The sequence below is a fragment of the Cytobacillus eiseniae genome (genome assembly GCF_017874625.1).
GTDB lineage: Bacteria > Bacillota > Bacilli > Bacillales > Cytobacillaceae > Cytobacillus > Cytobacillus eiseniae.
This window is the reverse complement of sequence record NZ_JAGIKZ010000039.1, coordinates 1-25,163: the sequence shown is the minus strand read 5'-3', so window position 1 is coordinate 25,163 and position 25,163 is coordinate 1. Positions and strand designations below refer to the sequence as shown.

At 37.5% G+C, this 25,163-nt stretch carries 22 protein-coding genes and 11 tRNA genes; 30 read left to right on the top strand and 3 right to left on the bottom strand.

Going from position 1 to position 25,163, the window contains the following annotated elements; all coding sequences use genetic code 11:
* Both J2Z40_RS18795 and ltaS read left to right on the top strand, forming a co-directional pair.
* A partial coding sequence (locus tag J2Z40_RS18795) for a SulP family inorganic anion transporter (protein ID WP_209795159.1) occupies positions 1-1,090 on the top strand: 1,090 nt, incomplete at its 5' end.
* 317 nt (positions 1,091-1,407) lie between these two features.
* Positions 1,408-3,360: a lipoteichoic acid synthase gene (gene ltaS / locus J2Z40_RS18790; protein WP_066400388.1), complete on the top strand. Its 1,953-nt coding sequence runs from the start codon at positions 1,408-1,410 to the stop codon at positions 3,358-3,360.
* Positions 3,361-3,497: 137 nt separating this feature from the next.
* On the opposite strand, the gene J2Z40_RS18785 is transcribed toward ltaS, so the two are convergent.
* Positions 3,498-4,655 carry a dicarboxylate/amino acid:cation symporter gene (locus tag J2Z40_RS18785; protein ID WP_066400389.1) on the bottom strand — a complete coding sequence of 386 codons (1,158 nt, stop codon included), beginning with the start codon at positions 4,653-4,655 and terminating at the stop codon, positions 3,498-3,500.
* Between the two features lie 361 nt (positions 4,656-5,016).
* Here J2Z40_RS18785 and J2Z40_RS18780 point away from each other — a divergent pair, with 361 nt between their 5' ends.
* From J2Z40_RS18780 to J2Z40_RS20055, 7 genes are all read left to right on the top strand, one after another.
* Positions 5,017-6,093, top strand: a complete 1,077-nt coding sequence (locus J2Z40_RS18780) for a D-alanine--D-alanine ligase (protein WP_066400391.1) — start codon at positions 5,017-5,019, stop codon at positions 6,091-6,093.
* 148 nt (positions 6,094-6,241) lie between these two features.
* Positions 6,242-7,615, top strand: coding sequence for a UDP-N-acetylmuramoyl-tripeptide--D-alanyl-D-alanine ligase (locus J2Z40_RS18775; RefSeq protein ID WP_066400393.1), 1,374 nt, complete (start codon positions 6,242-6,244; stop codon positions 7,613-7,615).
* A 147-nt stretch (positions 7,616-7,762) separates the two neighbouring features.
* Positions 7,763-8,458, top strand: coding sequence for an alpha/beta hydrolase (locus J2Z40_RS18770; RefSeq protein WP_066400395.1), 696 nt, complete (start codon positions 7,763-7,765; stop codon positions 8,456-8,458).
* Between the two features lie 263 nt (positions 8,459-8,721).
* On the top strand, positions 8,722-10,206 hold the full coding sequence (gene cshA / locus J2Z40_RS18765; RefSeq protein ID WP_066400397.1) for a degradosome RNA helicase CshA: 1,485 nt from the start codon (positions 8,722-8,724) through the stop codon (positions 10,204-10,206).
* Between the two features lie 216 nt (positions 10,207-10,422).
* Complete coding sequence (locus J2Z40_RS18760; RefSeq protein ID WP_066400399.1) at positions 10,423-10,902, top strand: PH domain-containing protein; 480 nt, start codon at positions 10,423-10,425, stop codon at positions 10,900-10,902.
* Entirely contained in the window at positions 10,895-12,343 is a 1,449-nt protein-coding gene (locus J2Z40_RS18755) for a PH domain-containing protein (protein WP_066400401.1), read from the top strand. Before J2Z40_RS18760 ends, J2Z40_RS18755 begins: the two co-directional genes overlap by 8 nt.
* Positions 12,344-12,519: 176 nt before the next feature.
* A complete protein-coding gene (locus J2Z40_RS20055) occupies positions 12,520-13,518 on the top strand; it encodes a methyl-accepting chemotaxis protein (protein WP_066400402.1) in 999 nt (332 codons plus the stop codon).
* A gap of 29 nt (positions 13,519-13,547) precedes the next feature.
* Here J2Z40_RS20055 and J2Z40_RS18745 read toward each other — a convergent pair whose 3' ends face one another.
* Positions 13,548-14,144 (bottom strand): rhomboid family intramembrane serine protease, encoded by a 597-nt coding sequence (locus tag J2Z40_RS18745; protein ID WP_066400405.1) that lies wholly within the window; start codon positions 14,142-14,144, stop codon positions 13,548-13,550.
* A gap of 425 nt (positions 14,145-14,569) precedes the next feature.
* Here J2Z40_RS18745 and acpS point away from each other — a divergent pair, with 425 nt between their 5' ends.
* The 9 genes from acpS (at position 14,570) to J2Z40_RS18700 (ending at position 22,729) form a co-directional block, all read left to right on the top strand.
* Entirely contained in the window at positions 14,570-14,938 is a 369-nt protein-coding gene (gene acpS / locus J2Z40_RS18740) for a holo-ACP synthase (protein WP_066400407.1), read from the top strand.
* Between the two features lie 199 nt (positions 14,939-15,137).
* Positions 15,138-16,145, top strand: a complete 1,008-nt coding sequence (locus J2Z40_RS18735; protein WP_066400409.1) for a LolA family protein — start codon at positions 15,138-15,140, stop codon at positions 16,143-16,145.
* Positions 16,146-16,435: 290 nt separating this feature from the next.
* Positions 16,436-17,590, top strand: a complete 1,155-nt coding sequence (gene alr / locus J2Z40_RS18730) for an alanine racemase (RefSeq protein WP_066400410.1) — start codon at positions 16,436-16,438, stop codon at positions 17,588-17,590.
* Between the two features lie 201 nt (positions 17,591-17,791).
* On the top strand, positions 17,792-18,073 hold the full coding sequence (locus J2Z40_RS18725; protein ID WP_053477859.1) for a CopG family ribbon-helix-helix protein: 282 nt from the start codon (positions 17,792-17,794) through the stop codon (positions 18,071-18,073).
* A 4-nt stretch (positions 18,074-18,077) separates the two neighbouring features.
* Positions 18,078-18,428 carry a type II toxin-antitoxin system endoribonuclease NdoA gene (ndoA, locus tag J2Z40_RS18720; RefSeq protein ID WP_009336311.1) on the top strand — a complete coding sequence of 117 codons (351 nt, stop codon included), beginning with the start codon at positions 18,078-18,080 and terminating at the stop codon, positions 18,426-18,428.
* Positions 18,429-18,773: 345 nt separating this feature from the next.
* On the top strand, positions 18,774-19,106 hold the full coding sequence (locus J2Z40_RS18715; RefSeq protein ID WP_066400413.1) for an anti-sigma factor antagonist: 333 nt from the start codon (positions 18,774-18,776) through the stop codon (positions 19,104-19,106).
* The gene (gene rsbW / locus J2Z40_RS18710; protein WP_066400421.1) at positions 19,103-19,576 is read left to right on the top strand and encodes an anti-sigma B factor RsbW; all 474 of its coding nucleotides are present in this window, start codon (positions 19,103-19,105) and stop codon (positions 19,574-19,576) included. The genes J2Z40_RS18715 and rsbW overlap by 4 nt, the downstream gene beginning before the upstream one ends.
* Positions 19,554-20,336 (top strand): RNA polymerase sigma factor SigB, encoded by a 783-nt coding sequence (sigB, locus tag J2Z40_RS18705; RefSeq protein WP_066400422.1) that lies wholly within the window; start codon positions 19,554-19,556, stop codon positions 20,334-20,336. The genes rsbW and sigB overlap by 23 nt, the downstream gene beginning before the upstream one ends.
* A 227-nt stretch (positions 20,337-20,563) precedes the next feature.
* The gene (locus J2Z40_RS18700) at positions 20,564-22,729 is read left to right on the top strand and encodes a Tex family protein (RefSeq protein ID WP_066400811.1); all 2,166 of its coding nucleotides are present in this window, start codon (positions 20,564-20,566) and stop codon (positions 22,727-22,729) included.
* A gap of 233 nt (positions 22,730-22,962) precedes the next feature.
* On the opposite strand, the gene cmpA is transcribed toward J2Z40_RS18700, so the two are convergent.
* Positions 22,963-23,076: a cortex morphogenetic protein CmpA gene (cmpA, locus tag J2Z40_RS18695; protein ID WP_157087900.1), complete on the bottom strand. Its 114-nt coding sequence runs from the start codon at positions 23,074-23,076 to the stop codon at positions 22,963-22,965.
* A gap of 84 nt (positions 23,077-23,160) precedes the next feature.
* Here cmpA and J2Z40_RS18690 point away from each other — a divergent pair, with 84 nt between their 5' ends.
* The 12 genes from J2Z40_RS18690 to J2Z40_RS18635 all read left to right on the top strand — a co-directional run bounded on the left by J2Z40_RS18690 (position 23,161) and on the right by J2Z40_RS18635 (position 25,059).
* On the top strand, positions 23,161-23,619 hold the full coding sequence (locus tag J2Z40_RS18690; RefSeq protein WP_066400424.1) for a SprT family protein: 459 nt from the start codon (positions 23,161-23,163) through the stop codon (positions 23,617-23,619).
* Positions 23,620-23,715: 96 nt separating this feature from the next.
* Positions 23,716-23,790: transfer RNA gene (locus tag J2Z40_RS18685), tRNA-Asn, on the top strand.
* Positions 23,791-23,800: 10 nt separating this feature from the next.
* Positions 23,801-23,891 (top strand) — tRNA-Ser (locus tag J2Z40_RS18680).
* Positions 23,892-23,904: 13 nt separating this feature from the next.
* Positions 23,905-23,976 (top strand) — tRNA-Glu (locus tag J2Z40_RS18675).
* A 24-nt stretch (positions 23,977-24,000) separates the two neighbouring features.
* Positions 24,001-24,077, top strand: a tRNA-Asp gene (locus tag J2Z40_RS18670).
* A gap of 36 nt (positions 24,078-24,113) precedes the next feature.
* Positions 24,114-24,188: transfer RNA gene (locus J2Z40_RS18665), tRNA-Gln, on the top strand.
* Positions 24,189-24,334: 146 nt separating this feature from the next.
* A tRNA-Lys gene (locus J2Z40_RS18660) sits at positions 24,335-24,410 on the top strand.
* A 107-nt stretch (positions 24,411-24,517) separates the two neighbouring features.
* Positions 24,518-24,599, top strand: a tRNA-Leu gene (locus J2Z40_RS18655).
* A gap of 21 nt (positions 24,600-24,620) precedes the next feature.
* A tRNA-Leu gene (locus J2Z40_RS18650) sits at positions 24,621-24,703 on the top strand.
* A 63-nt stretch (positions 24,704-24,766) separates the two neighbouring features.
* Positions 24,767-24,843, top strand: a tRNA-Arg gene (locus J2Z40_RS18645).
* 45 nt (positions 24,844-24,888) lie between these two features.
* A tRNA-Pro gene (locus J2Z40_RS18640) sits at positions 24,889-24,965 on the top strand.
* 20 nt (positions 24,966-24,985) lie between these two features.
* Positions 24,986-25,059 (top strand) — tRNA-Gly (locus tag J2Z40_RS18635).
* Positions 25,060-25,163 lie beyond the last annotated feature (104 nt).

Here is a 25,163-nt window from a genome sequence, read left to right as displayed (position 1 = left end):
GGGAAACCCTTTCAGTGGGCCTTTAAGGCCAAGGCCGGTAAGAGAGGCTTTCAGCCGCAGAGCAAACCACCAGTTCACACTGGTGGTTTTGATTTATATATTTCCAAGAATGACAAAGGCAGTTCCATCCCCTTTAGTCGCTATTATTGTGATTACGATTATTGCAATAATGACGAAAAGTGATGTTAAGACTGTTGGAGACATGGGAACATTGACATCTGCCCTGCCCTCATTTTTGATTCCTGATGTCCCATTTAATTTGGAAACATTGAAGATTATTTTGCCTTATTCATTGGCACTGGCGATTGTTGGATTATTGGAGTCTTTGTTAACTGCATCGATTGTGGATGATATGACTGACACAGCAAGTGATAAAAATCGCGAAAGTCGTGGACAAGGAATTGCTAATATAATCACAGGCTTCTTTGGAGGGATGGCAGGCTGTGCGATGATTGGTCAATCGGTGATCAATGTGAAATCAGGCGGTAGAGGAAGGCTCTCTGCTCTTGTTGCGGGAACATTTCTAATGTTTCTAATCCTTGTTCTAGGAAAAATTGTTGTGCAAATTCCTATGGCTGCACTTGTCGGTGTGATGATCATGGTTTCAGTTGGCACATTTGATTGGGGATCGATTAAAGGTTTAGCAAAAATGCCACTTACAGATTCAATTGTGATGATTACAACGACAGTAACAACTGTGTTTACGCATGATCTCTCAAAAGGTGTATTTGCAGGCATCATTTTAAGTGCGATTTTCTTTGTTGCAAAGATATCTAAAGTAAATATCACGACTCAATTAAAAGACGATAAAAAAATATATGGTGTTAGAGGGCAAGTGTTCTTTGCATCTGTAGACGAGCTTATTGCAGGATTTGATTTTAATGAAGAGATGAAGGAAATAGAGATTGATTTCACACATGCCCATATATGGGATGACTCTGCAGTTGCTGCTATAGATAAAATTGTATTAAAGTTTAAGGATGTTGGTGTTCAAGTTCGCTTAACTGGTTTAAATCAACCGAGCTCCAATCTAATAGAACGAATAGCAGTCCATAGTAAAGCAGATGTGAAAATATCTGGACATTCATAAGGCTGAACAGTGAAAATTAGCTAATTATTGGTACTAAATATAAGTATTAGAAGAAAATGGGATCATGGTAGTAATTGGATGATGGGGAAAAAGTCAAGGATATAAAGGCTTCAGCCATGATTAACCAAGGATATAGGACTACTTTTGATCAAAATAGTTCATTTTTTATAAAAAACATGTTATAGTTTTTAACAGCTTAAAAATGCTGATTCATCACTTGTGATTAGACGAAAGTAATAAATAAAATCCTTTCTTTGTGTTTTATGTTAATCGTAGACGTTCACACAGAAATGGCAAAGAGTAGGGGAAGGTGTAAAATGAATAAGATTATTCAAAAAGATCAAGGTATATTGAATAAATATGTGGTCTTTTTCTTTTTAGCAGTCATCCTTCTTTGGATGAAAACATATATCGTTCAAATGACACAGTTTGACTTAGGTATTGAAAGTTCTTTACAACAATTTCTATTATTTATAAATCCGTTAGGGTCATCTCTTTTATTTCTAGGGTTTGCTTTCTTTTTTAAGGGAAGAAAGAAATATATTGGTCTCGTTGTCATTGATTTTCTAATGTCGTTTTTATTATATGCCAATGTATTGTTTTACCGATTTTTTAATGACTTTATCACATTGCCAACGTTAACACAGACGCAAAACTTTGGTGATGTTAGCGGAAGTGTTGCTTCACTATTGAGACCGGTTGATTTGTTTTTCTTTATTGATACACTCCTTTTGATCGCGCTCCTTTCTTTTAAACTTGTAAAAATAGAAGTAAAAGATATGGGACGCAGGAAGGTAGCTGCTTTATTATCATTAGCCTTAGGGATATCAAGTTTAAATCTTGCTTTAGCAGAAGCGGACCGCCCGCAGTTATTAACAAGAGGCTTTGATCGAAATTATATAGTGAAATATTTAGGAATGTACAATTACACAATTTATGATGCAGTACAAAGCACGAAGGCATCTGCGCAAAGAGTTATGGCAGATAGTGATGACATGACAGAGGTTATTAATTTCACTCAGTCTAATTATGCTGAGCCTAATCCAGCTTACTTCGGTGTTGGAAAAGGAATGAATGTGATTTATCTTCACCTTGAATCGATTCAAAACTTCCTTATTGATTATGAGTTACATGGAGAAGAAGTAACACCATTCTTAAATTCATTGACAAGTGAAGAAAATACAATGTATTTTGATAATTTCTTCCATCAAACAGGACAAGGCAAGACGGCAGATGCTGAATTTATGCTTGAAAATTCTTTATATGGATTGCCACAAGGTTCAGCGTTTACAACAAAAGGGCTGAACACTTACCAAGCTGCTCCAGCAATTCTTGGACAAGAGGGCTATACTTCTGCTGTATTCCACGGAAACTCCGGTAGTTTCTGGAACCGTGATGAAATTTATAAATCATTTGGGTTTAATCATTTCTTTGATGCAAGTTACTATGATATGAAACCTGAAGATTTAGCTGACTATGGATTAATGGATAAGCCATTCTTTGAGCAATCGATTCCACTATTGGAAACATTGCCACAGCCTTTTTATTCGAAGTTTATGACAGTGACGCATCATTATCCATATCCAATCAAGGAAGAGGATGCAACAATTGCCCCTCATACGACGGGTGATAAATCTGTTGACCGTTACTTCCAAACTGCTCGCTATGCTGATGAGGCATTAAAGCAATTCTTTGATTACCTAAAGGAATCAGGGTTATACGAGAATTCAATTATCATTATGTATGGTGACCATTATGGTATTTCACAAAACCATAATAAAGCAATGGAGCAAGTATTAGGTCATGAGGTTGATGCGTTTGAAAGCACTGGGTTACAGCGTGTGCCATTATTGATCCGAGTACCAGGTATTGAGGGCGGAGTAAATCATGAGTATGGTGGTCAAACAGATATTTTGCCAACGCTCTTTCATTTGCTAGGAATTGATACAAAGGACAATGTTCAATTTGGGACAGACCTATTATCTGAACAACATGATGATGTGATTCCTTTCCGAAATGGTGACTTTGTAAGCTCAACCATCCATTCGATTGATGGGAAGTTCTATGATGCCAATACTGGTATTCTACTAGATGAGAGTAAGCTTGAAGAAGCAGAGAAACTTCAAGAGATTGTGGATTATAAATTAAACTTATCAGATAAAGTAGTGAATGGGGATTTATTGCGCTTCTACACACCTGAAGACTTTTCACCTGTTGATCGTTCAAAATATAATTATTTGAATACAGGTTTGCCTGTTTCTGATAAGTAATTGTAATGAAAAGAAAGCTGCCTAGAATCAGGCAGCTTTTCTTTTCATTATTCTAAAAAATAATAGTTGTACATAACTTGTGTAGTTTGATCTATGTCTAGCTTAGACGCATGGGCTATTATTTTTTAGAAATTTGATTAATCTCTGCCACTTGATTTATCCACTAGAACCGTAATGGCACCATCTCCTGTTACATTACATGCTGTTCCAAAGCTGTCTTGTGCTAAGTACAATGCGATCATAAGTGCTAGCATCGTTGAGTCAAAGCCAAGCATGGATTCAAGTAAGCCAAGTGCTGCCATAACTGCGCCGCCAGGAACACCAGGAGCTGCAATCATTGTAACCCCAAGCATAAGGATAAAAGGAAGTATGTCAATGAAACTAATCGCTTGTCCTTGAAGCATCAAAACAGCAATCGAACAACTGACAAGTGTGATGGTACTTCCTGAAAGATGAATCGTAGCAAGAAGTGGGATAGAAAAATCAGCTACTTTTTCCCTAGCACCAATTTTTTTGGCATGCTTTAGTGTGACAGGGATGGTTGAAGCTGATGACTGTGTGCCAAGTGCTGTAAAATAGGCTGGAAGCATTTCCTTTATCATTCTAAAAGGGTTTCTTCGAGCGGCACTGCCTGCAATTGTGTATTGAACGATTAAAAAGATAAGATGAAGAGCAATAATCATAACAAAGACCTTTGCGAATACAGCCATGATCATGCTAACTTGTCCACCTTGTGTCATGTTAGCAAAGATACCAAAAATATGGATAGGCAATAATGGGATAATGACCTTTTCAATAACCTTCTCTATAATATTGCGGAAGTCATCCATCGCATTCTGTAAAGTGTTCCCTTTTATTGAAGCTAGACCTAATCCTACAATGAAGGCAATGAGCAATGCACTCATTACACCCATAATAGGCGGCATATCAACCGCGAAGAAGGCTGCTACTAGTGATTCTTCTGGATTGTCAATTTTCTTTATGCTTTGATTTTTCAAAAGAAATGGATATACATTTGTAGCAACAAAATAAGCAAAAAAACCAGCTATAATTGTGGAAGCATAAGCAATTCCTGTAGTAATCCCAAGCAGTTTCCCTGCTCCTTTGCCAATTGAGCCAATCCCTGGAGCGATAAACCCAATAATAATTAACGGGATCGCAAATCCGAGAAAGTTGCCAAATAGTCCGTTAAAAGTGGCGAAGATTCTAATAATCCAGTCTGGTGAGAAAGAACCTATTAAAATACCTAAACCAATAGCTAGAATAATTCTTGGAAGCAACCCAAATTTCTTCATGATGTGTCCTCCTGTAAAATACAAATGTTTTTGTTAGGAGGATTATATCCTATATAGCAAGAGAAAGTAAGAGGTAAAATGAAAATGTATAAAAGTAAAATAGTTTAGTATATTCAGATTTTTAATAAGTAGATTCGTAATTAGTATTTTCTCAGGATAATTTTAAAAGGAAGTGCAAAAATAATTAAAATGGCAAATGGATGAAGAAAAGTCTCCATTCTCCAGTTGTTTTCATACATATAATATGGGCGATTATAATAAGAAAAAATTCATTAGGTAAATCCTTTTATTACTCCCTTTCCTTATATGGGAAGTGGTAAAATAGGTTAGTGCAATTTTCGAATGGAGGTTTATATATTAAATGAAGACAAGAATAGGACTATTATATGGTGGGAAATCTGCTGAACATGATGTTTCGATGCAAACGGCAAAGGCAGTTATTCAAGCATTAGATTTAGAGAAATTTGAAATATATCCAATTTATATATCTAAAGAAGGGGAATGGATTAAGGGACAGCAATTAATTGGAGGAGTATCCAATGTTAAAGAATTGGCCTTTACAAATCAGCAAGCTTTGCCACAGGCAGCGTTAACACCTTCTTTATTTCAAGCATCCGAAGAGGGTCAATTTGATGTCATTTTTCCGTTGTTGCATGGACCGAACGGGGAAGATGGGACAGTTCAAGGTTTATTAGAGGTTCTTAACCTACCTTATGTCGGCAATGGTGTTCTTGCTTCTTCTGCCGGCATGGATAAAGTAATTATGAAGAATATTTTTGCTCAAGCTGGTCTTCCTCAAGTGAAATATACGTGGTTTATCCGTAGTGAGTGGGAAAAGGCAAAAGAGGATGCCTATATGAAAGTAGAAAATGATCTTGGCTATCCTTGTTTTGTAAAGCCGGCTAATCTTGGATCAAGTGTAGGAATCAGCAAATGTACGAATCGATCTGAACTTGATCATGCTTTTGCAGAAGCATTTCAATTTGACCGTAAGATTATCATCGAAGAAGGTGTAACAGCAAGAGAAATTGAAGTGGCAATTACCGGAAATGACAACCCAGAATGCTCTGTTGCCGGAGAAATTGTTCCGAAAAAGGATTTCTATGATTACAAAGCAAAGTATGAAGACGGGGATACCGCTTTAATTATTCCAGCTGAGATAACAGTAGCAGAATACGATGAACTAAATACGATGGGAATTAAAGCTTTTAAAGCACTTGATTGCTCGGGGTTAATTAGAGCAGACTTCTTCTTAACAAGAGAAGGAAAATGGTATATTAACGAAGTGAATACGATGCCAGGGTTTACGCCATTTAGCATGTTCCCGTTGTTATGGAAGCATACTGGCGTTGAATATCCTCAGCTCATTGAAAAACTCGTAAATCTTGCAATTGAAAGACATGCAGAAAAGCAAAGTATTAAATATACGATCGAATAAATAGATAAGAGACGATAGTTTTTGGCCTAATTTTTTAGCGTTATTTTTAAAACTAAGTGTCTGAATGAATCTAGGTTATCCATTTTGTTTCTATATGCAATGATGTGTGTGAAAATAGCCTTTATGTAAATGGAGAGGGAGGCAATATATGATCAAACGGACGATAGAAGATATCACAAAGATGATTAAGTGTGAGAATGACCTTTCAGCAATGAAAGAGATCGTTATTCATGGTGTAAGCATCGATTCACGGAAAATTAGTGCGGGCAATCTGTTTATCCCATTTAAAGGAGAACATTCAGATGGGCATCGATTTGTAGAGGATGCAATTAATAAAGGGGCAGCAGCTGCCTTTTGGCAAAAGGATGTGCCAAATCCCCCTCTGCATTTGCCTATTATTGTTGTAGAAAATACATTAATCGCACTGCAAGAATTGGCACGAAAATACCGTGATCAATTAAGTGTTCGTGTAGTTGGAATTACAGGAAGCAATGGCAAAACAACGACAAAGGATATAACAGCGAACCTCCTTTCCTTAAAATACAAGGTCCAAAAAACAGAAGGAAACTTTAATAATGAAATTGGCCTTCCGTTAACCATCCTTGGACTAGAAGAAGATACAGAAATGGCAGTACTTGAAATGGGGATGAGCAGCCGAGGAGAGATCGAATTTCTTACCGAAATGGCACGCCCTGAGGCAGCTATTATTACGAATATTGGAGAATCCCATCTTCTCGATTTAGGCTCAAGGGAAGGAATCGCAGAGGCAAAGCTTGAAATTATTAAAGGTCTTCAAACAAATGGCTTGCTTGCTTATTATGGAGATGAGCCTTTGTTAACAAAGCAATTGGAGAAATTTGAAAAACAAATCGTGAAAAAGACATTTGGAAGAAATCCAAAGAATGACCTATTCTTAGTGGAAATGAATCAAAATGATTCTGGCAGCACATTTGTCATCAATGCTTCAGAAACACAGTTTTTCCTTCCGGTTCTGGGTACGCATAATATATTAAATACTATGGCAGCGATGGCTGTCGCTAACTTCTTTGGAATTCCGTATGAAGGGATGAATGAGGGGTTAGCAAACCTGAAGTTGACAAACATGAGAACGGAGCTTCTTCAAGGGAAAATGGGCGATAAAATTATTAATGATGCGTATAATGCTAGTCCAACATCTATGCATGCAGCGATAGAATTAATATCCGAGTTGCCTGGCTATAAAAATAAAATTCTTTGTCTCGGAGATATGCTTGAACTTGGTCCAGAAGAAGAGGTGTTTCATCGAAAAATAGGTGAATCCATTGATGCTAATAAAATTGATTATGTCTTTACATTTGGGAAACTTGGCAAATTAATAGCTGAAGGAGCAAAACACTCTTTTCCAGTAAATCGAGTGTTTGCCTTTACAGAAAAACAGCCACTTATTGATGAACTAGAAAAATTAGTAAACGAAGATACAATTGTATTAGTGAAGGCTTCAAGAGGAATGAAGCTTGAGGAAGTTATCGCTGCATTACAATAGAATACTTTATATACAATAAAAATCCCTTGTTTTAGTTAATCCAAAACAAGGGATTTTTATTGTATACCAAGGCCTAAGAATTAATTGTTAGAATTGAAAAAAGGAAATGGTGTAAAATAAAAGAAATGAATATGGCGGTGAGCAAAAATGATTGGCTGCATGTGCATACATGGATTTACAGGTGCACCCTTTGAGGTCGAGCCGTTAGCAAATTATTTGAAGAATCATACGGATTGGGAAATTGCCGTTCCTACTTTGCCGGGGCATGGAGATAAACTTGAATTAAAAGGGATTAACTATAAAAAGTGGATTGAACATGCTGAAAATGAATTGCAAAGGTTAATAGAAAAATGCGAAACCGTATATGTAATTGGTTTTTCAATGGGGGGACTAATCGCTAGCTATTTAGCTATTCACTATCCGGTAACAAAGTTAGTATTATTAAGTGCGGCGGCGCTTTATGTAAACCCTAAACAATTACTATTAGATATAGGGGAGATGTTCAAAGATGCTTTCCGGAGACAACTCACTCAAAATGAATTATTCATCAGATATACGAGAAAGATCAGAGCTACGCCAATAACGGCTACCCTTCAATTTCGCAGGCTTGTCGCTATGATACGTCCTATCCTCAATCAAGTAAAGGTTCCTACCTTAATTGCTCAAGGAGAAGTGGATGGAGTTGTTCCACCAAAAAGCGCACAATATTTATACAATCATATTGGAACAACAACGAAAAAGTTAATTTATCTGAAAAAATCGAAGCATTTGATTTGCCATTGTGAGGAACGTGAAGATTTATTTGTAGAAGTTCTTCAATTTCTGAAAAAGTTAGGAAATTGAAGTGAATTTAATCACACTAGATTGCAATTGAATAGTGAAAATGTTAATATTATCACTAAAGGAACGTGAGGAACATCGTAGAAACCCGGACATACTCCAATCGGAGAATGTCTTTTTTCACTTTTATACTGCATTAGTAGGATGCGGATCACTCATTCATTTATCTGAATATGTACATATCGTTATAATGGGCATGAAAAGCCCTATCCACATCCTTCACTCAGGGCGGGTTTCGAGTAAAGATTAGAAGGAGAATGAAAACATTGACAAAGTTTCAAGATTTGGGCATAAGCCCAGCAACAATGAAGTCTCTAATGCGAATGGGATTTGAAGAGGCCACACCTATTCAAGCACAAACAATTCCATTAAGCCTAGAACAAAAGGATTTGATCGGACAAGCGCAAACAGGTACAGGGAAAACTGCTGCCTTTGGGATCCCGATGATTGATAAGATTGATTATACAAAAGATGTGATACAAGGGATTGTCATTGCACCAACTAGGGAGCTAGCTGTTCAAGTTTCCGAAGAGTTATATAAAATTGGTTTCGGGAAAAGAACAAGAGTGTTGTCCATTTATGGAGGTCAAGATATTAACCGCCAAATTCGTGCGTTAAAGAATCGCCCTCATATTATTGTTGGAACACCAGGACGCTTATTGGATCATATTAACCGTAAAACATTACAATTGGATAATGTTCATACAGTGATTTTAGATGAAGCAGATGAAATGCTGAATATGGGCTTCATTGAGGATATTGAGTCCATTCTTGCGCAAATTCCAGAGGAGCATCAAACACTCCTATTCTCAGCTACAATGCCAGGGCCAATCAGAAAAATTGCTGAACGATTCATGAAAGAGCCACAAGTCGTACGAGTGAAAACAAAAGAAGTAACTGTGTCACAAATTGAACAGTACTATGTAGAAGTACAGGAACGAAGTAAATTTGATATCCTGACAAGACTTCTTGACATTCAATGTCCAGAGCTTGCCATTATTTTTGGAAGAACAAAGCGTCGTGTCGATGAACTAGCTGAAGCTTTAAATCTGCGAGGGTATAATGCTGAAGGGATTCATGGAGATTTAACCCAAGCAAAGCGGATGTCTGTATTACGGAAATTCAAAGAAGGCTCCATTGATGTACTTGTAGCAACAGATGTTGCGGCACGTGGGCTGGATATTTCAGGTGTTACCCATGTATATAACTTCGATATTCCGCAAGATCCAGAAAGTTATGTTCACCGAATCGGACGAACAGGACGTGCAGGCAAAACAGGTGTAGCAATGACATTCATTACACCAAGAGAAAAGTCTTATTTGCATGTAGTGGAAAGAACAACAAAGAGAAAAATGGAACGCATGAAGCCGCCAACCTTAGATGAGGCATTAGAAGGCCAACAAAAGGCTGTAATTGAACGTATATTACAATCAGTTGAATCAAATAATCTTCAATACTATAAGCAGGCAGCAGAAGAATTACTGGAACAACAAGATGCGACGATGATTGTTCAGGCCGTATTGAAAATGTTGACAAAAGAGCCTGATACAACGCCTGTCAAGCTTACAGAAGAAAAACCATTGCCACAAAAAAGAGATCGAAGACCAGATGATCGGAATAAGTCTTATGGCGGCGGCCAAAGAGGAAGACAACAAAAGCCACCATTAAGATCACGCCAAGGCTCTTCACAAGGCAATAAACATAACAGCAATCAAAATCGAACAAGATCTAATTCGAATAGCTACCGCTAAGCGACGAAGAGAGCATGTCACTATGCTCTCTTTTTTTAAATGATAATAGAGAAAGCTATAGCGATATATCAGCTTTCTAGTATTTATTTCTATTCTTCATCTTACAAGCGTTGTCTAAGGCGGAGGCAAATTCAAATGCTGCTATTCAAAAAATGAATACATCGATTTTTTGCTAATGTATACTAGTAAAAGTAGGAATGAAATAGGAGGTAACATATGATAATGGAACCACAGAAAAGAATATCCTCTAAGGGTTTAATTGTTTGGAGAATATATGGTGCAATCCATTCGTTTTTTGTTCTTCTTGTTGCAGGTGGAGCAATTGCCTTGACCATTATTTTTGATTGGCCTATTTGGATTATTGGTGTAGCATTGCTCGTTTTCGCATTGTGTGCCTATGTGTTTATTGTGCTTATTCCAACCATTCGCTGGAAGCGCTGGAGGTATGAGGTGCGTGAAAATGAAATCGAGCTTCAGCATGGTGTTTTCGTTATGAAAAGAACGCTTGTGCCAATGATTCGGGTGCAGCACGTAGATACACAGCAAGGCCCTATTTTACGGAAATATCAGTTAGCAACTATAACTGTATCCACTGCGGCAACTGTTCATGAAATTCCAGCACTAGAAGTAGATGAAGCAGAAGAGTTACGGTTTTTCATCTCAAAACTAGCAAGGGTGGCTGATGAGGATGTCTGAACCAAGACGGCTGCACCCGATCTCAGCTGTTATTAATTGCCTCAAACAATTGAAGGATTTATTGATTCCTTTCCTTGTATTTGTTGTTTTCGGAAGCAAAAATGGTCTTTTCCAGTTAATTGTTTCCGTAGGGATCATTGTGATTGTATTAATTGCCGGCATTCTTACTTGGCTTCGATTTACCTATCGATTAGAGGAAGGTGAGCTTCGGATTGAATACGGCGTGTTTGTTCGCAAGAAAAGGTATATTCCTTTTGAGCGAATCCAAAGTCTAGATTTGTCTGAGGGCATCTTACAGCGGCCATTTAATCTTGTGAAAGTAAAGGTTGAAACAGCTGGATCTGGTGGAGAGGCTGAAGCGGTATTAACGGCTATTTCAAAGGCGGAGGCCGATTCTATTCAACAAGTACTTACATCTGCACAACAGGCTTCTTTCAATGAAAATGAAGAATTCAATCAAGAAAAACCTAAAGAAGAGATCGTATACAAAATTACATTCAAACAACTATTATTGCTTTCTTCCACGTCCGGTGGAGTAGGGGTTGTTATTTCAGCAGTTTTTGCATTTATCTTTCAATTCGAAGAAGTAATCCCATATGAGAAAATTTTTAGCGGCCTAGAAGATGTGATTTCTAGCGGTGTAATGATGATCAGTTTTTTAGTGCTTATTGGCTTTTTTATTGCATGGGCAGTTGCATTAATTGGAATGATGCTGAAGTATTCGGATTTTACAGTAAAAAAAGTGGATGAAGATCTCATCATCACTCGAGGCTTACTAGAAAAAAGACAGCTGACCATTCCACTCTATCGAATCCAGGCGATACGTATTAGTGAAAATCTTGTTAGACAGCCGTTAGGACTTGGAACTGTCTATATGGAAAGCGCAGGAGGTTCGCTGGAAAATGCAGAAAGTGCCCGAGTCATGCTATTGCCAATTGTAAAAAGCAAAGAAATTATGGGGATTCTTTCGCCTTACATACCTGATTATTGCTTCGATCCAGTTATCAAGCCTTTGCCAAATAGGGCTTTAAGAAGATACTTATTTAGGGGACTTGTTGTGATCTTGCCATTAGCTGTTCTCGCAATGATCTTTTTTAGCCCATGGGGGTATTTGTCTATTCTTTTCATATTATTAGCGATCGTTTTATCTTATTTTAAATATCGAGATGCAGGCTGGAAGGTTGATGATCAACAGCTGTCATTAAGATATCGTTCGATCATTAGAAACACTGTATATATGAAGCGAAATCGGATTCAAACGGTATCCGTTCGAGAAAGTTACTTTCAAAATAAAAAGGATTTAGCTTCAATTGAAGCAACTGCAATGTCGGGTACTGGAGGAACAGGCGGGCTGGTTGCCGATTTGGAAAAAAAAGATGCTTGCGTAATCTATCAATGGTACTCATATACAAAAAGTGAAGAATTTTTAAAAGAAATATAAATTTTCATTGATTCTTGTCCTACATCAATGAAATAATGTAAGAAAAAACCGATAGTAATAATGGACTACATTTAGCCCCTCCGTTCGATCCATTTCGGTTTTGGGGAGACAGAGCTAAATTCTATACGGAGTTTAGCCGGAATGGAATGAAAATTTGGACAATGGAGTGACTTACTATGTTTAAGACAAAGAAAGAAACATCGTTACTACAAGAAGAAAATAGCCAATTGAAAAGTCGTTTAAAGACATTATTTGAAAAGGCGCAGCAAAATGAAGATCACTTAAATCATTTTATTGAAAGCTTTAATAGTGAAATAAATATAGCGATTGAACAGCATGAAATGGTCAATGGCCAGCATAATGTTCTTGCAGATCTAGTTGGAAAAATCATGGAACGCTTTGATAAAGTGAATGACATTAGTCAAAAGTCATATGACAAATCAATTGGCTTACATGAAAAAGGACAAAATTTAATCGAATCGACTGTTGATATGGTTAAAATATCAGGAGAAGGAAGAGATTCTGTTAGTAAAGTCGAAGGGCTGATTGCGAAGCTTGGTGAGCAGCTGCATGAAACCTCTGTGAAAATGAATCAATTAAATGATCGGTCAAAAGAAATTGAAATGATTGTGAAAGTTATTAAAGAAATTGCGGATCAAACGAATTTGCTTGCTCTTAATGCCTCAATCGAAGCAGCTCGAGCAGGAGAACATGGAAAGGGCTTTGCTGTCGTTGCAGAAGAGGTACGTAAGCTTGCAGAGAATACGGCTGAGAGCACACATAACATCAGTGTGTTAACCCAAAATATTCAAAAGGATATCGATGGCTCCTTGCAATCAACGAAAATGAGTACGGGATTAATTGAAGAAGGAATTAAATTAAGTACAAATACGACAAGTACGATCGATTATATTTTGGATGTCATTAATAATGTGCAATCAGAAGTGAAGGATGTTATTAGTACGATTGAAGAGCAACGAGATTACTCAAATGATGTGATGAATGAAATTAAAGAAACAAGATCCACTTTTGATGAAGCAAATAATATGATTATTAAGCATATAAATGACGCAAGTGTTGTAGACGAAAAGCTTGAAAGTGGAATTAAGCAAATAGCGGAATTAAGCAGACTGGGACATAAGGCTGTTTGGGAAGAGTATGAAGGAAATGAATAAAGAATAAAAAAAGAGGCTAAAATTTATTTTTAGCCTCTTTTTTTATCGGATAGCAGGACAGAACCAATGAGAAAACCAGCGAGAAGCCCGAATAAATGAGCGATTATATTAATGTTTGGCTGCAAGAAGGTCATTAGAACCCCTATAACGGTGATCGTTATAATTAGTTGGGAATTTGCTGCAGATAATTTGCTTTTTTTGAACAGTATCATTGCCATAAAGAAACCGAAGAGGCCAAATATTGCCCCGCTTGCCCCAACATGAATATATGTTAATGGTTCGATTATTAGTGTAGCAATATTTGCAGCAATTCCAGCAGTTAGATAAATGATAATAAATTTCCCTTTGCCTATTAATTGTTCTAAAGCGGGTCCAAACAGTACAAGTGAAAAGCTGTTAAAAAGCATATGTGCGAAACCATTATGAATAAAGATTGGCGTAAATAGGCGCCAGTATTCCCCCTCAACAATATAAAGATTCACACCAGCGAAATGTTCAAACAACCATAAATTTGGAATAAATGGAATGATAGTAAACAAATAAAGTACAATATGTATGGAAACAATGGTGGAAACGACTGGATAGTAGCGTAGAAACTCTTTGAAACTTTCTGTTCTTGTAAACATTAATTTATCCCCTTTTTTAATAGTATCTATTGGCTGTGAATAGACCTTTTATACAGCAATGTTCAGGTGCATATTCTTTTTATGTAATAGCTCTGTTATTATTCACTGTTGGTTATCGTGTATGTTATGAGTAGTTCATTTAAAGCGAAAGAAGCAAAAAGATAAGCGGAAAAACTCCGGTTAATGTAAAGATGGGAGCTAAAAACGAGAATATAAGCGGAGAAATTCCGGTTAACTTCTCTAAATCAGACAAAATTCATCGATTTGGATTAAATAAGCGGAAAAACTCCCCTTATTTTTATGGAAATAGAGGTATTTCCCAATATAGCCGGAATTTCTCCGCTTATTCTTCAAACATAGTAAAATCAACATTCAGTTTTAACAGAGCCTATGCATTAAAAAATTTAAATAGAAGGAAGATGTCAATGATTTCTGGAATTGGAATTGATATTGTCGAACTTGTTCGGATAAAAAAAATATATTCAAGACAAGTAAAGTTTATTAACAGGATTTTGACTAAAAATGAACAGCTAATTCTTGAAGGCTTAACAGAAGATAGAAAGATTGAATACATAGCTGGGAGATTTGCTGCAAAAGAAGCCTTTTCGAAAGCACTTGGCACGGGATTTGGCAGCCAATTATCCTTTTTAGATATCGAAATTACGAAAGATAAAAACGGAAAGCCTTTTATTTCAAAACCATTAAAAGAAGGGGTTCACCTTTCAATCTCACATAGTAAGGAATATGCTGTTGCACAGGTAATTATTGAAGAGCTAAGCAAGAAAGAAAAATAAAAGCTTGTCATTCTCCCTAGCATATTCTTTAAGGTTGTCTCATATATTCATAGTGCACTAGGAGAGGAGGTACTCTAGCCTTTTCTCCTCCACATTTAGTACATGTAAGTCAATTATAACATTTCTGGTTGCTTGTTATGATTGACTTCATGCTGTGGAAGGACAAATACAATGAATCGAGACTAAAGGGGTTGAAGGAATGAGGAGAAAGTGGTTATTACTGCTAGCCGGGCTATTAGTTGTCGTTGCATTATCCGCCTGTGGAACGAAGTCACAAGGTGATGTAACAAAGGAATTAAACAAGAATCTTGAAAATTTAAAAAGCTACAAGGCGAATGCAAAGATGACGTTGCAAATGGGAACAGAGCCACAAACATATGATATTGAAGTTTGGCATAAGGACCCTATGTATTACCGAGTGGATCTCAAGAATGCTCAAAAGGATCAGAGTCAAATGATTCTTAGGAATGATGAGGGTGTATTTGTTCTCACTCCCGCTCTTAATAAAAGCTTTAAGTTTCAAAGTGAGTGGCCGAAAAACAGCAGTCAGGCCTATTTATATGAATCATTAGTAAATGATATTATGAATGACAAGGAAGCTACATTCCAGGCGACGAAACAGCATTATATATTTGAAACAAAAACGCGGTATCAAAATAATCAAATGCTTCCCACTCAGGAGATCACTTTGAAAAAGTCGGATCTTTCTCCTGTTAGTGTGAAAGTGATGGATACAGACAAAAACCCGCTTGTAACTGTAGAATTTACAGATGTGAAGTTTAATGCAGCCCTGGACAAGAAGGATTTTGATATGCAAAAGAATATGACGGGTGCGCAGCTTGAAGTTCCTGTAATGGCTGAAGTAGAAAGTGAAGAGTTTTCAGTAAAATATCCGACAGACATTCATGGAATCAATTTAATTGATCAGCAGGAAATGAAAACAGAAGATGGAACACGTGTTATTTTAACATACGGTGGGGATAAGACATTCACGTTAATTCAAGAAAAAGCGGTAGTAATGCCAGCTTCTTCATTAACAGCTGTGAATGGGGAGCCGGTTGATTTAGGATTCACAATTGGTGCACTGTCTAATAATACAATCACATGGACGCATCAAGGTGTCGATTACATGATTGCATCGAATGACTTATCTGAGGAAGAGCTTGTTACCATTGCTCAATCCGTCCAAGGAAATTCAGTCAAGTGATTTCTTCTAAAAGGCTCTGAGATCAGAGTCTTTTTCTTTGTAATGAGGAATAGAAATATGATCTCTAACACTTCCTCAAAACTATAAAAATCCATAACGTTAGACTTGTCTATGCAGAATGATGTCGAATAGGTTTGCGTAATCCTTCCTTCCAATCTAAATATTAATGAAAACTATTTGACAAACGTATATATAGCGTTCAATAATCAAAATAATAAACTACAATCAATGGATCTAAAGAGCGTTATTTAGCACAAATTTTGAACGATTAAAAGGATGGGGAAGTGAGTGTGGGTCAGACGAATTTTTATAGAGACACTTGGGCAGAAATAAACTTGGATGCTTTGTCATATAATATTGAGAAAATGCGACAGCATATCGGAAATGACGTAAAGCTAATTGCGGTCGTTAAAGCAAATGCATATGGTCATGGAGATGAAGACATAGCTGCTGCTGCATTGGCATCAGGAGCCTCCTATCTAGCGGTTGCATTCTTAGATGAAGCACTCGCACTTAGGAAAAAGGGCATAAATGCACCCATTCTTGTATTAGGTGCTTGCCGACCAATTGATGCAAGACTGGCTGCTGAGTGGGAGATTACATTAACTGTTTTTCAACCTCAATGGTTAGAGGAAGCGAGTCTCTATCTTCTTCCAGATAAAAAGCTGAAGATTCATTTGAAGCTCGATACGGGAATGGGAAGACTTGGAGTACGCGAGAAAGACATATTAAAAAAACTTGAATTGAGTATAAAACAGAATGCAAGCATACACTTAGAAGGTGTGTATACGCATTTTGCCACAGCAGATGAAATAGACTCCACATACCTTGAATATCAATTGAGTCACTTTCATAAAATGCTTTCGTATTTTGATGAAAGACCTAAATTCCTACATTTAAGCAATAGTGCTGCAGCTTTGCGGTTTCCTAGCACACATTTTAATGCAATAAGATTAGGAATATCGATGTATGGATTATCGCCATCTCCTGAAATTGAAGAAGATCTTCCTTATCGATTGAAACCAGTTTTATCCCTTCATACAAAGCTTGTCCATGTTAAAAAGATAAAGAAGGGCTCGAAGTTGAGCTATGGAGCAACTTATGAAGCGGAGGAAGACGAGTGGATCGGGACATTGCCAATTGGTTATGCTGACGGCTGGATACGAAGATTGAATGGGCAAGAGGTGCTAGTCAATGGACTACGAGCTCCCATTGTCGGACGCATCTGTATGGATCAATGCTTAGTAAAACTTCCAAATGAGTTTCCTGTCGGTACAGTTGTCACCCTTATTGGCCGACAAGGTGGAGCATCTATCTCTGTAAATGAAATTGCAAAAAAGCTCGACACCATTAATTACGAAATTACATGTATGATAGCTGGAAGGGTTCCGAGAGTATATAAAAAGGATGGACAAGTAACTAGAATTCTCAATCCCCTTTTGTAGTGCAGATAGATTATGAAATCAATTTCTATTGTAGATTTCGTGAAATTTATGTAGAAATGATAAAATTTTGCATAAAAATCTATTTTTTTAGCCGATAATACAGAAGAATTGATAAACCCTCTTTGCATGAGGCTTAATTGATGGTAATATTAAAAATGGTAGATATAAAATGGTGTGTAGTGATGGTGGAGGTGTTTGTTTGTGGCTGAGTCTAGCGCAACAACAGAGATAATGGTTAAATTACCGCAACATCTATTAACAGAGTTAGATGGCTTTGCTAAGCAGGAAAACGTTAACCGAAGTGAATTCATTTATCAAGCAACCAAAATGTATTTGCGTGAACGGAAAAAGAGACAAATTCGTGAATCCATGAGACGTGGTTATATGGAGATGGCGAAAATAAACTTGACGATTGCATCTGAAGCATTTCAAGCAGAATTCGAGGCAGAACATACAGTTGAACGTCTAGTAAGCGGAGGTTAATCCTTTGATTGTCAAACGTGGTGACGTTTATTTTGCAGACCTATCCCCAGTTGTTGGTTCAGAACAAGGTGGCGTTCGTCCAGTGCTTGTCATCCAAAACGATATCGGGAATCGGTTTAGTCCCACAGTTATTGTAGCAGCAATCACTGCTCAAATTCAAAAAGCTAAGCTGCCTACTCATGTTGAAATTGATGCGAAGCGTTATGGCTTTGAACGGGATTCGGTTATCTTGCTAGAACAGATTCGTACGATTGATAAACAACGCTTAACCGACAAAATAACCCATCTTGATGATGAAATGATGGAAAAAGTGGATGAAGCTGTACAGATCAGTCTTGGTCTCATCGAATTTTAATTCAGATACGCTCTTCTACTGAGAGCGTTTTTATTATTTAATTTATATGTTTTTATAAATATAATGGCATGATAATAATCTACCATTTTTTTATAAAGATTTAGTCTGATTAGGCAAGCATTCGTGCTTGCTATTTTTTTTGTGATTATTTTATCTTTAATCTTGAGAGTTGAAAACAGTCGAGAGTAATATCGGCAACTTTAATAAATATGGTCAAACAGTCGGTGCATCTGGAATTCGTTATTTGAATATTCCTATTATAATGGTATTTTTAAGGAGAGGTTTCGTTTTACTTAAAATCGGGTAATTAGTAAGCAAATTATTAAGCAAGAAGGTGGGTCAGTTATGAATATATCAATTGAAATGAAAGAAAATGATCAATTTACTTCTGTAGATATTAGCGGTGAGATTGATGCGTATACTGCGCCGAAGCTGCGAGAAAGTCTATTCCATTTATCAGAAAAAGAGGGAGGCACGATGGTTATTAACCTTTCCGGTGTCTCCTATATGGATAGTACAGGATTGGGTGTGTTCGTTGGTGTATACAAAAATATTCGCTCCAACAATGGACAATTGTATCTTCAAGGTCTATCCGCTCGATTAATGCGCTTGTTTGAGATTACTGGTTTATCAAATATTATGGATATTTCAAGTAAGAATGAAGGTGAAGTAAGGTGAACCAATCATTTGATTATATTGAATTGAAAATTCCGGCAAAGCCTGAATTCGTGAGTGTAATGAGGCTAACTCTGTCAGGAATTGCGAATCGTATGGGATTTGACTATGAAGAGATAGAGGATTTAAAAATTGCCATAAGTGAGGCTTGTACAAATGCGGTACAGCATGCGTATAAAAATAATGACCATGGTGAGGTGATTGTCGGTTTTGGTTTATATGGAAATCGCCTAGAGGTGATGGTTGCAGATAATGGCAAAAGCTTTGACTTCCTTTCAGCACGACAAGGGATTGGAAGATATGAAGAAAATAATGAGGTAGAATTTCTGCGTGAAGGAGGCTTAGGTCTTTATTTAATTGAGTCATTAATGGATGAGGTGCGAATCCACAACAATGAGGGTGTGACGGTCTTTATGATCAAATACCTTGATGGAGAGCGGGTGGAGAGGAATGCAAAAAAAATCTCGACCTAAACAAAAAACGAATGAAGAAATAAAAAATCTTATTAAAGCTTATCAGCTTTATCAAAATGAAGAAGCTCAAAACACGCTTGTCGTGTATTATCGTAATTTAGTGGAATCCATTGCCCGTAAATATTCTCGTGGGAAAGCATATCATGAAGATATCTTTCAGGTAGGTTTAATCGGTCTATTAGGTGCCATCCGCAGATATGATGAAACTTTTGGCAAGAATTTTGAATCTTTTGCGGTGCCCACGATTATTGGAGAAATTAAACGATTTCTAAGAGATAAAACATGGAGTGTACATGTTCCTCGCAGAATTAAGGAGCTTGGTCCAAAAATAAAGGCGAGTATTGAAGAATTGACCATTAAACTGCAGCGTTCCCCAAGGATGGAAGAAATTGCAGAAGCTCTTGATGTATCGATTGAAGAGGTTTTAGAAGCAATGGAAATGAGTAAGAGCTATCATGCGCTTTCTGTAGATCATTCAATTAATGCAGATTCTGAAGGAGGCACGATCACATTCCATGATATTGTTGGAAATGAAGACGAAGGGTATGAGAAAATTAACCAAGTACTCGTACTTGAAAAGATCATGCATGTATTAACAGAGCGGGAAAAAGAAGTCATTCAATATACTTACTTAGAAAATATGAGTCAAAAGGAAGCAGGAGAGAAATTAGCGATTTCCCAAATGCATGTTTCACGTCTTCAAAGAAGAGCAATCAAAAAGCTTCAGGATGCTATCCGTCATGATTCAAAAAATACTTAAACTTCTTAATAATAGTTCATTTTCGGAATGAATTCTTGCCTTTTGAAGGGCACAAGCCAAGTCGCAGAGGAGTGGAAAGGATACTCCTTGTGGCTTGGCTTGTGTACCTTAATTGAGATGAAGTGAATGGATTTAATTATAAATGGCCGCAATGTGAAACATATGTAGGAATTTGATAAGATAAAGACACGACCTAAACGCTGGAGGTAAGACTTTTGGAAAACATAATGACTAAACAGAATGAAATTTTAGAAATGATCACATCAGAACTTTCATTATCATTGAAACAAGTGAAAAATACGATCAATCTACTTGAAGAAGGAAATACAGTTCCATTTATTGCGCGTTATCGAAAAGAACTGACTGGTGCACTAGATGAAGTGCAAATTAGAAATATAATGGAAAGATGGCAATACATACAAAACCTTGAACAGCGAAAAGAAGAGATTATCCGGTTAATCGATGAACAAGGCAAACTGACGGAAGAACTAAGCAGTCAAATTCAGAAGGCAGTGAAGCTTCAAGAATTAGAAGATATTTATCGTCCGTATAAACAAAAGCGTCGGACAAAGGCGACGATAGCAAAGGAAAAGGGCTTGGAGCCATTTGCGGACTGGCTGCTCACATTTCCGATCACGGATTCCATAGATGAGAAAGCAAAGGAATTTCTTTCAGAAGAAAAGGAAGTAAATACAATCGAAGAGGTCGTTGTTGGAGCAAGAGATATTATTGCAGAACATGTATCAGATGATGCAAATAGCAGGAAGTGGATTCGGGAAGAAACGATAAGAAATGGAATGATTGAATCAACGATAAAAGATAAATCGAAAGACGAGAAAAAAGTATATGAAATGTATTACGAATATGAGGAACCAATTGCTAAAATTGTTCCGCACCGCATATTGGCATTAAATCGTGGAGAAAAAGAAGAAGTTCTTCGAATAAATGTGAAGCCGAATATTGAATTTGTATTGAAATATTTACATAAAAAATGGGTGATTAATGAACAATCCTCTGCTGCTTCAATCGTTCAAGAGGCATATGAGGATGGATATAAGCGATTGATCCAGCCTTCTATCGAAAGAGAAATTAGAAATGAATTGACGGAGAAAGCAGAAGAACAGGCAATTATGATCTTCTCCGAAAATTTACGAAACCTCCTATTACAGCCACCATTAAAGGGGAAAATCGTTTTAGCTGTAGACCCGGCATATCGTACAGGCTGTAAGCTAGCAGTAGTTGATGAAACAGGAAAGGTGCTCAAGATTTCTGTTATTTATCCGCACCCGCCTGTATCAAAGGCAAAAGAGGCAAAAGCTCAAATTATTGATCTAATAAAAAGCTTTAAAGTAGAAATGGTAGCAATCGGGAATGGAACAGCATCTAGGGAAACCGAACAATTTATAGCGGATATATTAAAAGAACTAGTTGAAGAGGTCTATTATCTGATTGTTAATGAAGCTGGCGCGAGTGTGTATTCAGCCTCCGATCTGGCAAGAGAGGAGTTTCCTGAATTACAGGTAGAAGAAAGAAGTGCAGTTTCAATCGCTCGTCGCCTCCAAGATCCATTAGCAGAATTAGTGAAAATTGATCCGAAGTCTGTTGGGGTAGGACAATACCAACATGATGTATCCCAGAAGAAATTAAATGAATCGTTAGGATTTGTCGTTGAAACAGCGGTTAACCAAATTGGGGTCAATGTCAATACAGCATCTTCTTCATTGCTTCAATATGTAGCTGGCTTATCAAAAACAGTTGCGAATAATATTGTAAAGAAACGTGAAGAAGAAGGAAAATTTTCAAACCGAAAACAACTTAAAAAAATCCCTCGCCTAGGTGCAAAAACATATGAGCAGGCAATTGGATTTTTGCGAGTACTAGATGGTGACGAGCCGCTAGATCGCACAGGCATTCACCCAGAGACGTACCCGGAAGTAATGAAATTGCTAATTAATCTTGGTTATACCACTAATGATTTAGGAAGTCCTGCACTAAAGAGTGCCATCTCAAGCTTGAATGTAACAGAGCTTGCAAGAGAATTGGATATGGGTGAATTAACGCTAAAAGATATTATTGAAGCACTGATGAGACCTGAAAGAGATCCACGAGACGATTTGCCAAAACCTTTATTAAAGAAAGATGTTCTTAAGCTTGAAGATCTGAACTCTGGAATGGAGCTGCAAGGTACGGTTAGAAATGTCGTTGATTTTGGTGCCTTCGTAGATATTGGTGTAAAACAAGACGGGCTTGTGCATATCTCGAAATTAAGCAAAAGGTTTGTTAAACATCCATTAGATGTTGTTTCAGTAGGGGATGTAGTAACAGTATGGGTTGACTCCATAGACCAAAATAAGGGAAGAGTTGCGTTAACAATGCTTTCGCCAAATGAATGATTTATGAGATTAGTCAGTAGTTAGCTATTTTTCCGTTGCTATAATAATAAAAGCCCTTGCAGGTAAGTTGTTTTCCTGCAAGGGTTTTGTTGTTGTGAATTTTCTTTAATAAAAATCTAGCTCTGACTCCTAGTCCCTCGATGTCATAAGCTAAGTTGGCTAGAAGGTTAAAGAACAACCTTCCATCCAACTTGTCTTATGCTTGTCGGGGCTAAACAGTCGCCTCCACTTTTCTATGAGCAGTGTTTTTTTCTGTAGAAAAACCAGCATTGGTTTAGTAATTTTATTTGGTATCGATCCTTTTCATGAAAAGCTCGTTGCATTTGATTTTGAAACCATATAGGCATATGGATACCTCCTAACCAAAAGGTATATTAATATATGCTATAATAGGTTGTCATGTTTACCGTTTTAGAGGGGAAAAGATTGGCATGAATGATTTAGAACTGCAAAGGTTAGTTGAGGAGATTTCAATTCAATCATTTGGCAAACGATTTAATCATAAAGCTTATTTTAATTCCAGGCTTAAGACGACTGGTGGCAGATACATGCTCAGCAGTCATCATATAGAAATAAATAAAAAGTACTTAGAACAGCTCGGTCAAAATGAGTTATTCGGGATAATTAAACATGAGCTTTGTCATTACCATTTGCATATTGAGGGGAAAGGGTATAAACATCGTGATCAAGATTTTAAAAGTTTAATGAAGCAAGTGGATGCTCCACGCTTTTGTTCTCCACTGCCGGAGAGAAAAGGGAGAAAGGAAATTACGAATTTAATTCATTATTTCTGTAAGACCTGTGGGCAAGTGTATGAAAGGAAAAGACATATTAATACAAATAAATATGTTTGTGGGAAGTGCAGAGGGCATTTAGAGAAAAGAGAATAGTTATTTTGAGGAAAGTAATTTTTTCAATAAAACTTCTTGACTTTTTATTTGCAGGTTTTTATAATAGGAAGAGTCGAAAAGACGATATAATGATTTTCCGCAGTAGCTCAGTGGTAGAGCTATCGGCTGTTAACCGATCGGTCGTAGGTTCAAGTCCTACCTGCGGAGCCATTTTATTTATGGGGAAGTACTCAAGAGGCTGAAGAGGCGCCCCTGCTAAGGGTGTAGGTCGGGTAACCGGCGCGAGGGTTCAAATCCCTCCTTCTCCGCCAGATTCCTTTTTATGGCCCGTTGGTCAAGCGGTTAAGACACCGCCCTTTCACGGCGGTAACACGGGTTCGAATCCCGTACGGGTCACTTTGAAAAATGATTATATTAATTGGTCCGGTAGTTCAGTTGGTTAGAATGCCTGCCTGTCACGCAGGAGGTCGCGGGTTCGAGTCCCGTCCGGACCGCCATTTATTACTTTTGTTAATTTTATAAGCTATTATTAATGGGCTATAGCCAAGCGGTAAGGCATCGCACTTTGACTGCGACATGCGTAGGTTCAAATCCTGCTAGCCCAGCCATTTTTTTTCGAGCCATTAGCTCAGTCGGTAGAGCAGATTGCAGTCCGAAGCGAAACATCCCCGAATAGCAATCTGTGACAAAGAACGCAGAGCTTTGGAACATCTGTCAGATTACAAACAATATTTATGAAACAAAATCTTATATCGAGCCATTAGCTCAGTCGGTAGAGCATCTGACTTTTAATCAGAGGGTCGAAGGTTCGAGTCCTTCATGGCTCACCATTTTAAAAATGAGAAATCAGAAGTTGGAAGTTTAAATGAGGAATTTGTTTCTAAAACAATCACATTAATTCTGACAGTTTATATCTGAATCTTGTTATCTAAATATTGCGGGTGTGGCGGAATTGGCAGACGCACTAGACTTAGGATCTAGCGCCGCGAGGCGTGGGGGTTCGACTCCCTTCACCCGCATCATTTATTCTATTTATTTTCGCGGTCGTGGCGGAATGGCAGACGCGCTAGGTTGAGGGCCTAGTGGGGGCAACCCCGTGGAGGTTCAAGTCCTCTCGGCCGCACTCAAAAAAAGATGTTGACATTCCAAATAGAATGAATTATACTATAAAAGTTGCTTTACAAATGCGCCCGTAGCTCAATTGGATAGAGCGTCTGACTACGGATCAGAAGGTTATGGGTTCGACTCCTTTCGGGCGCGCCACTTTAAATTAAGTTAAAAATTAAAAAATATCTTAATGTTCTAAATCGGGAAGTAGCTCAGCTTGGTAGAGCACTTGGTTTGGGACCAAGGGGTCGCAGGTTCGAATCCTGTCTTCCCGACCATACAAATACCATAATAATATGCGGGTGTAGTTTAGTGGTAAAACCACAGCCTTCCAAGCTGTTGTCGAGGGTTCGATTCCCTTCACCCGCTCCAAACTTAAATTATTGCTCTTTGAAAACTGAACGAACAAAAAACGTCAACGTTTAAACTTATTTTTTATTTTAGAGCTAATCAACTCTTTATTGGAGAGTTTGATC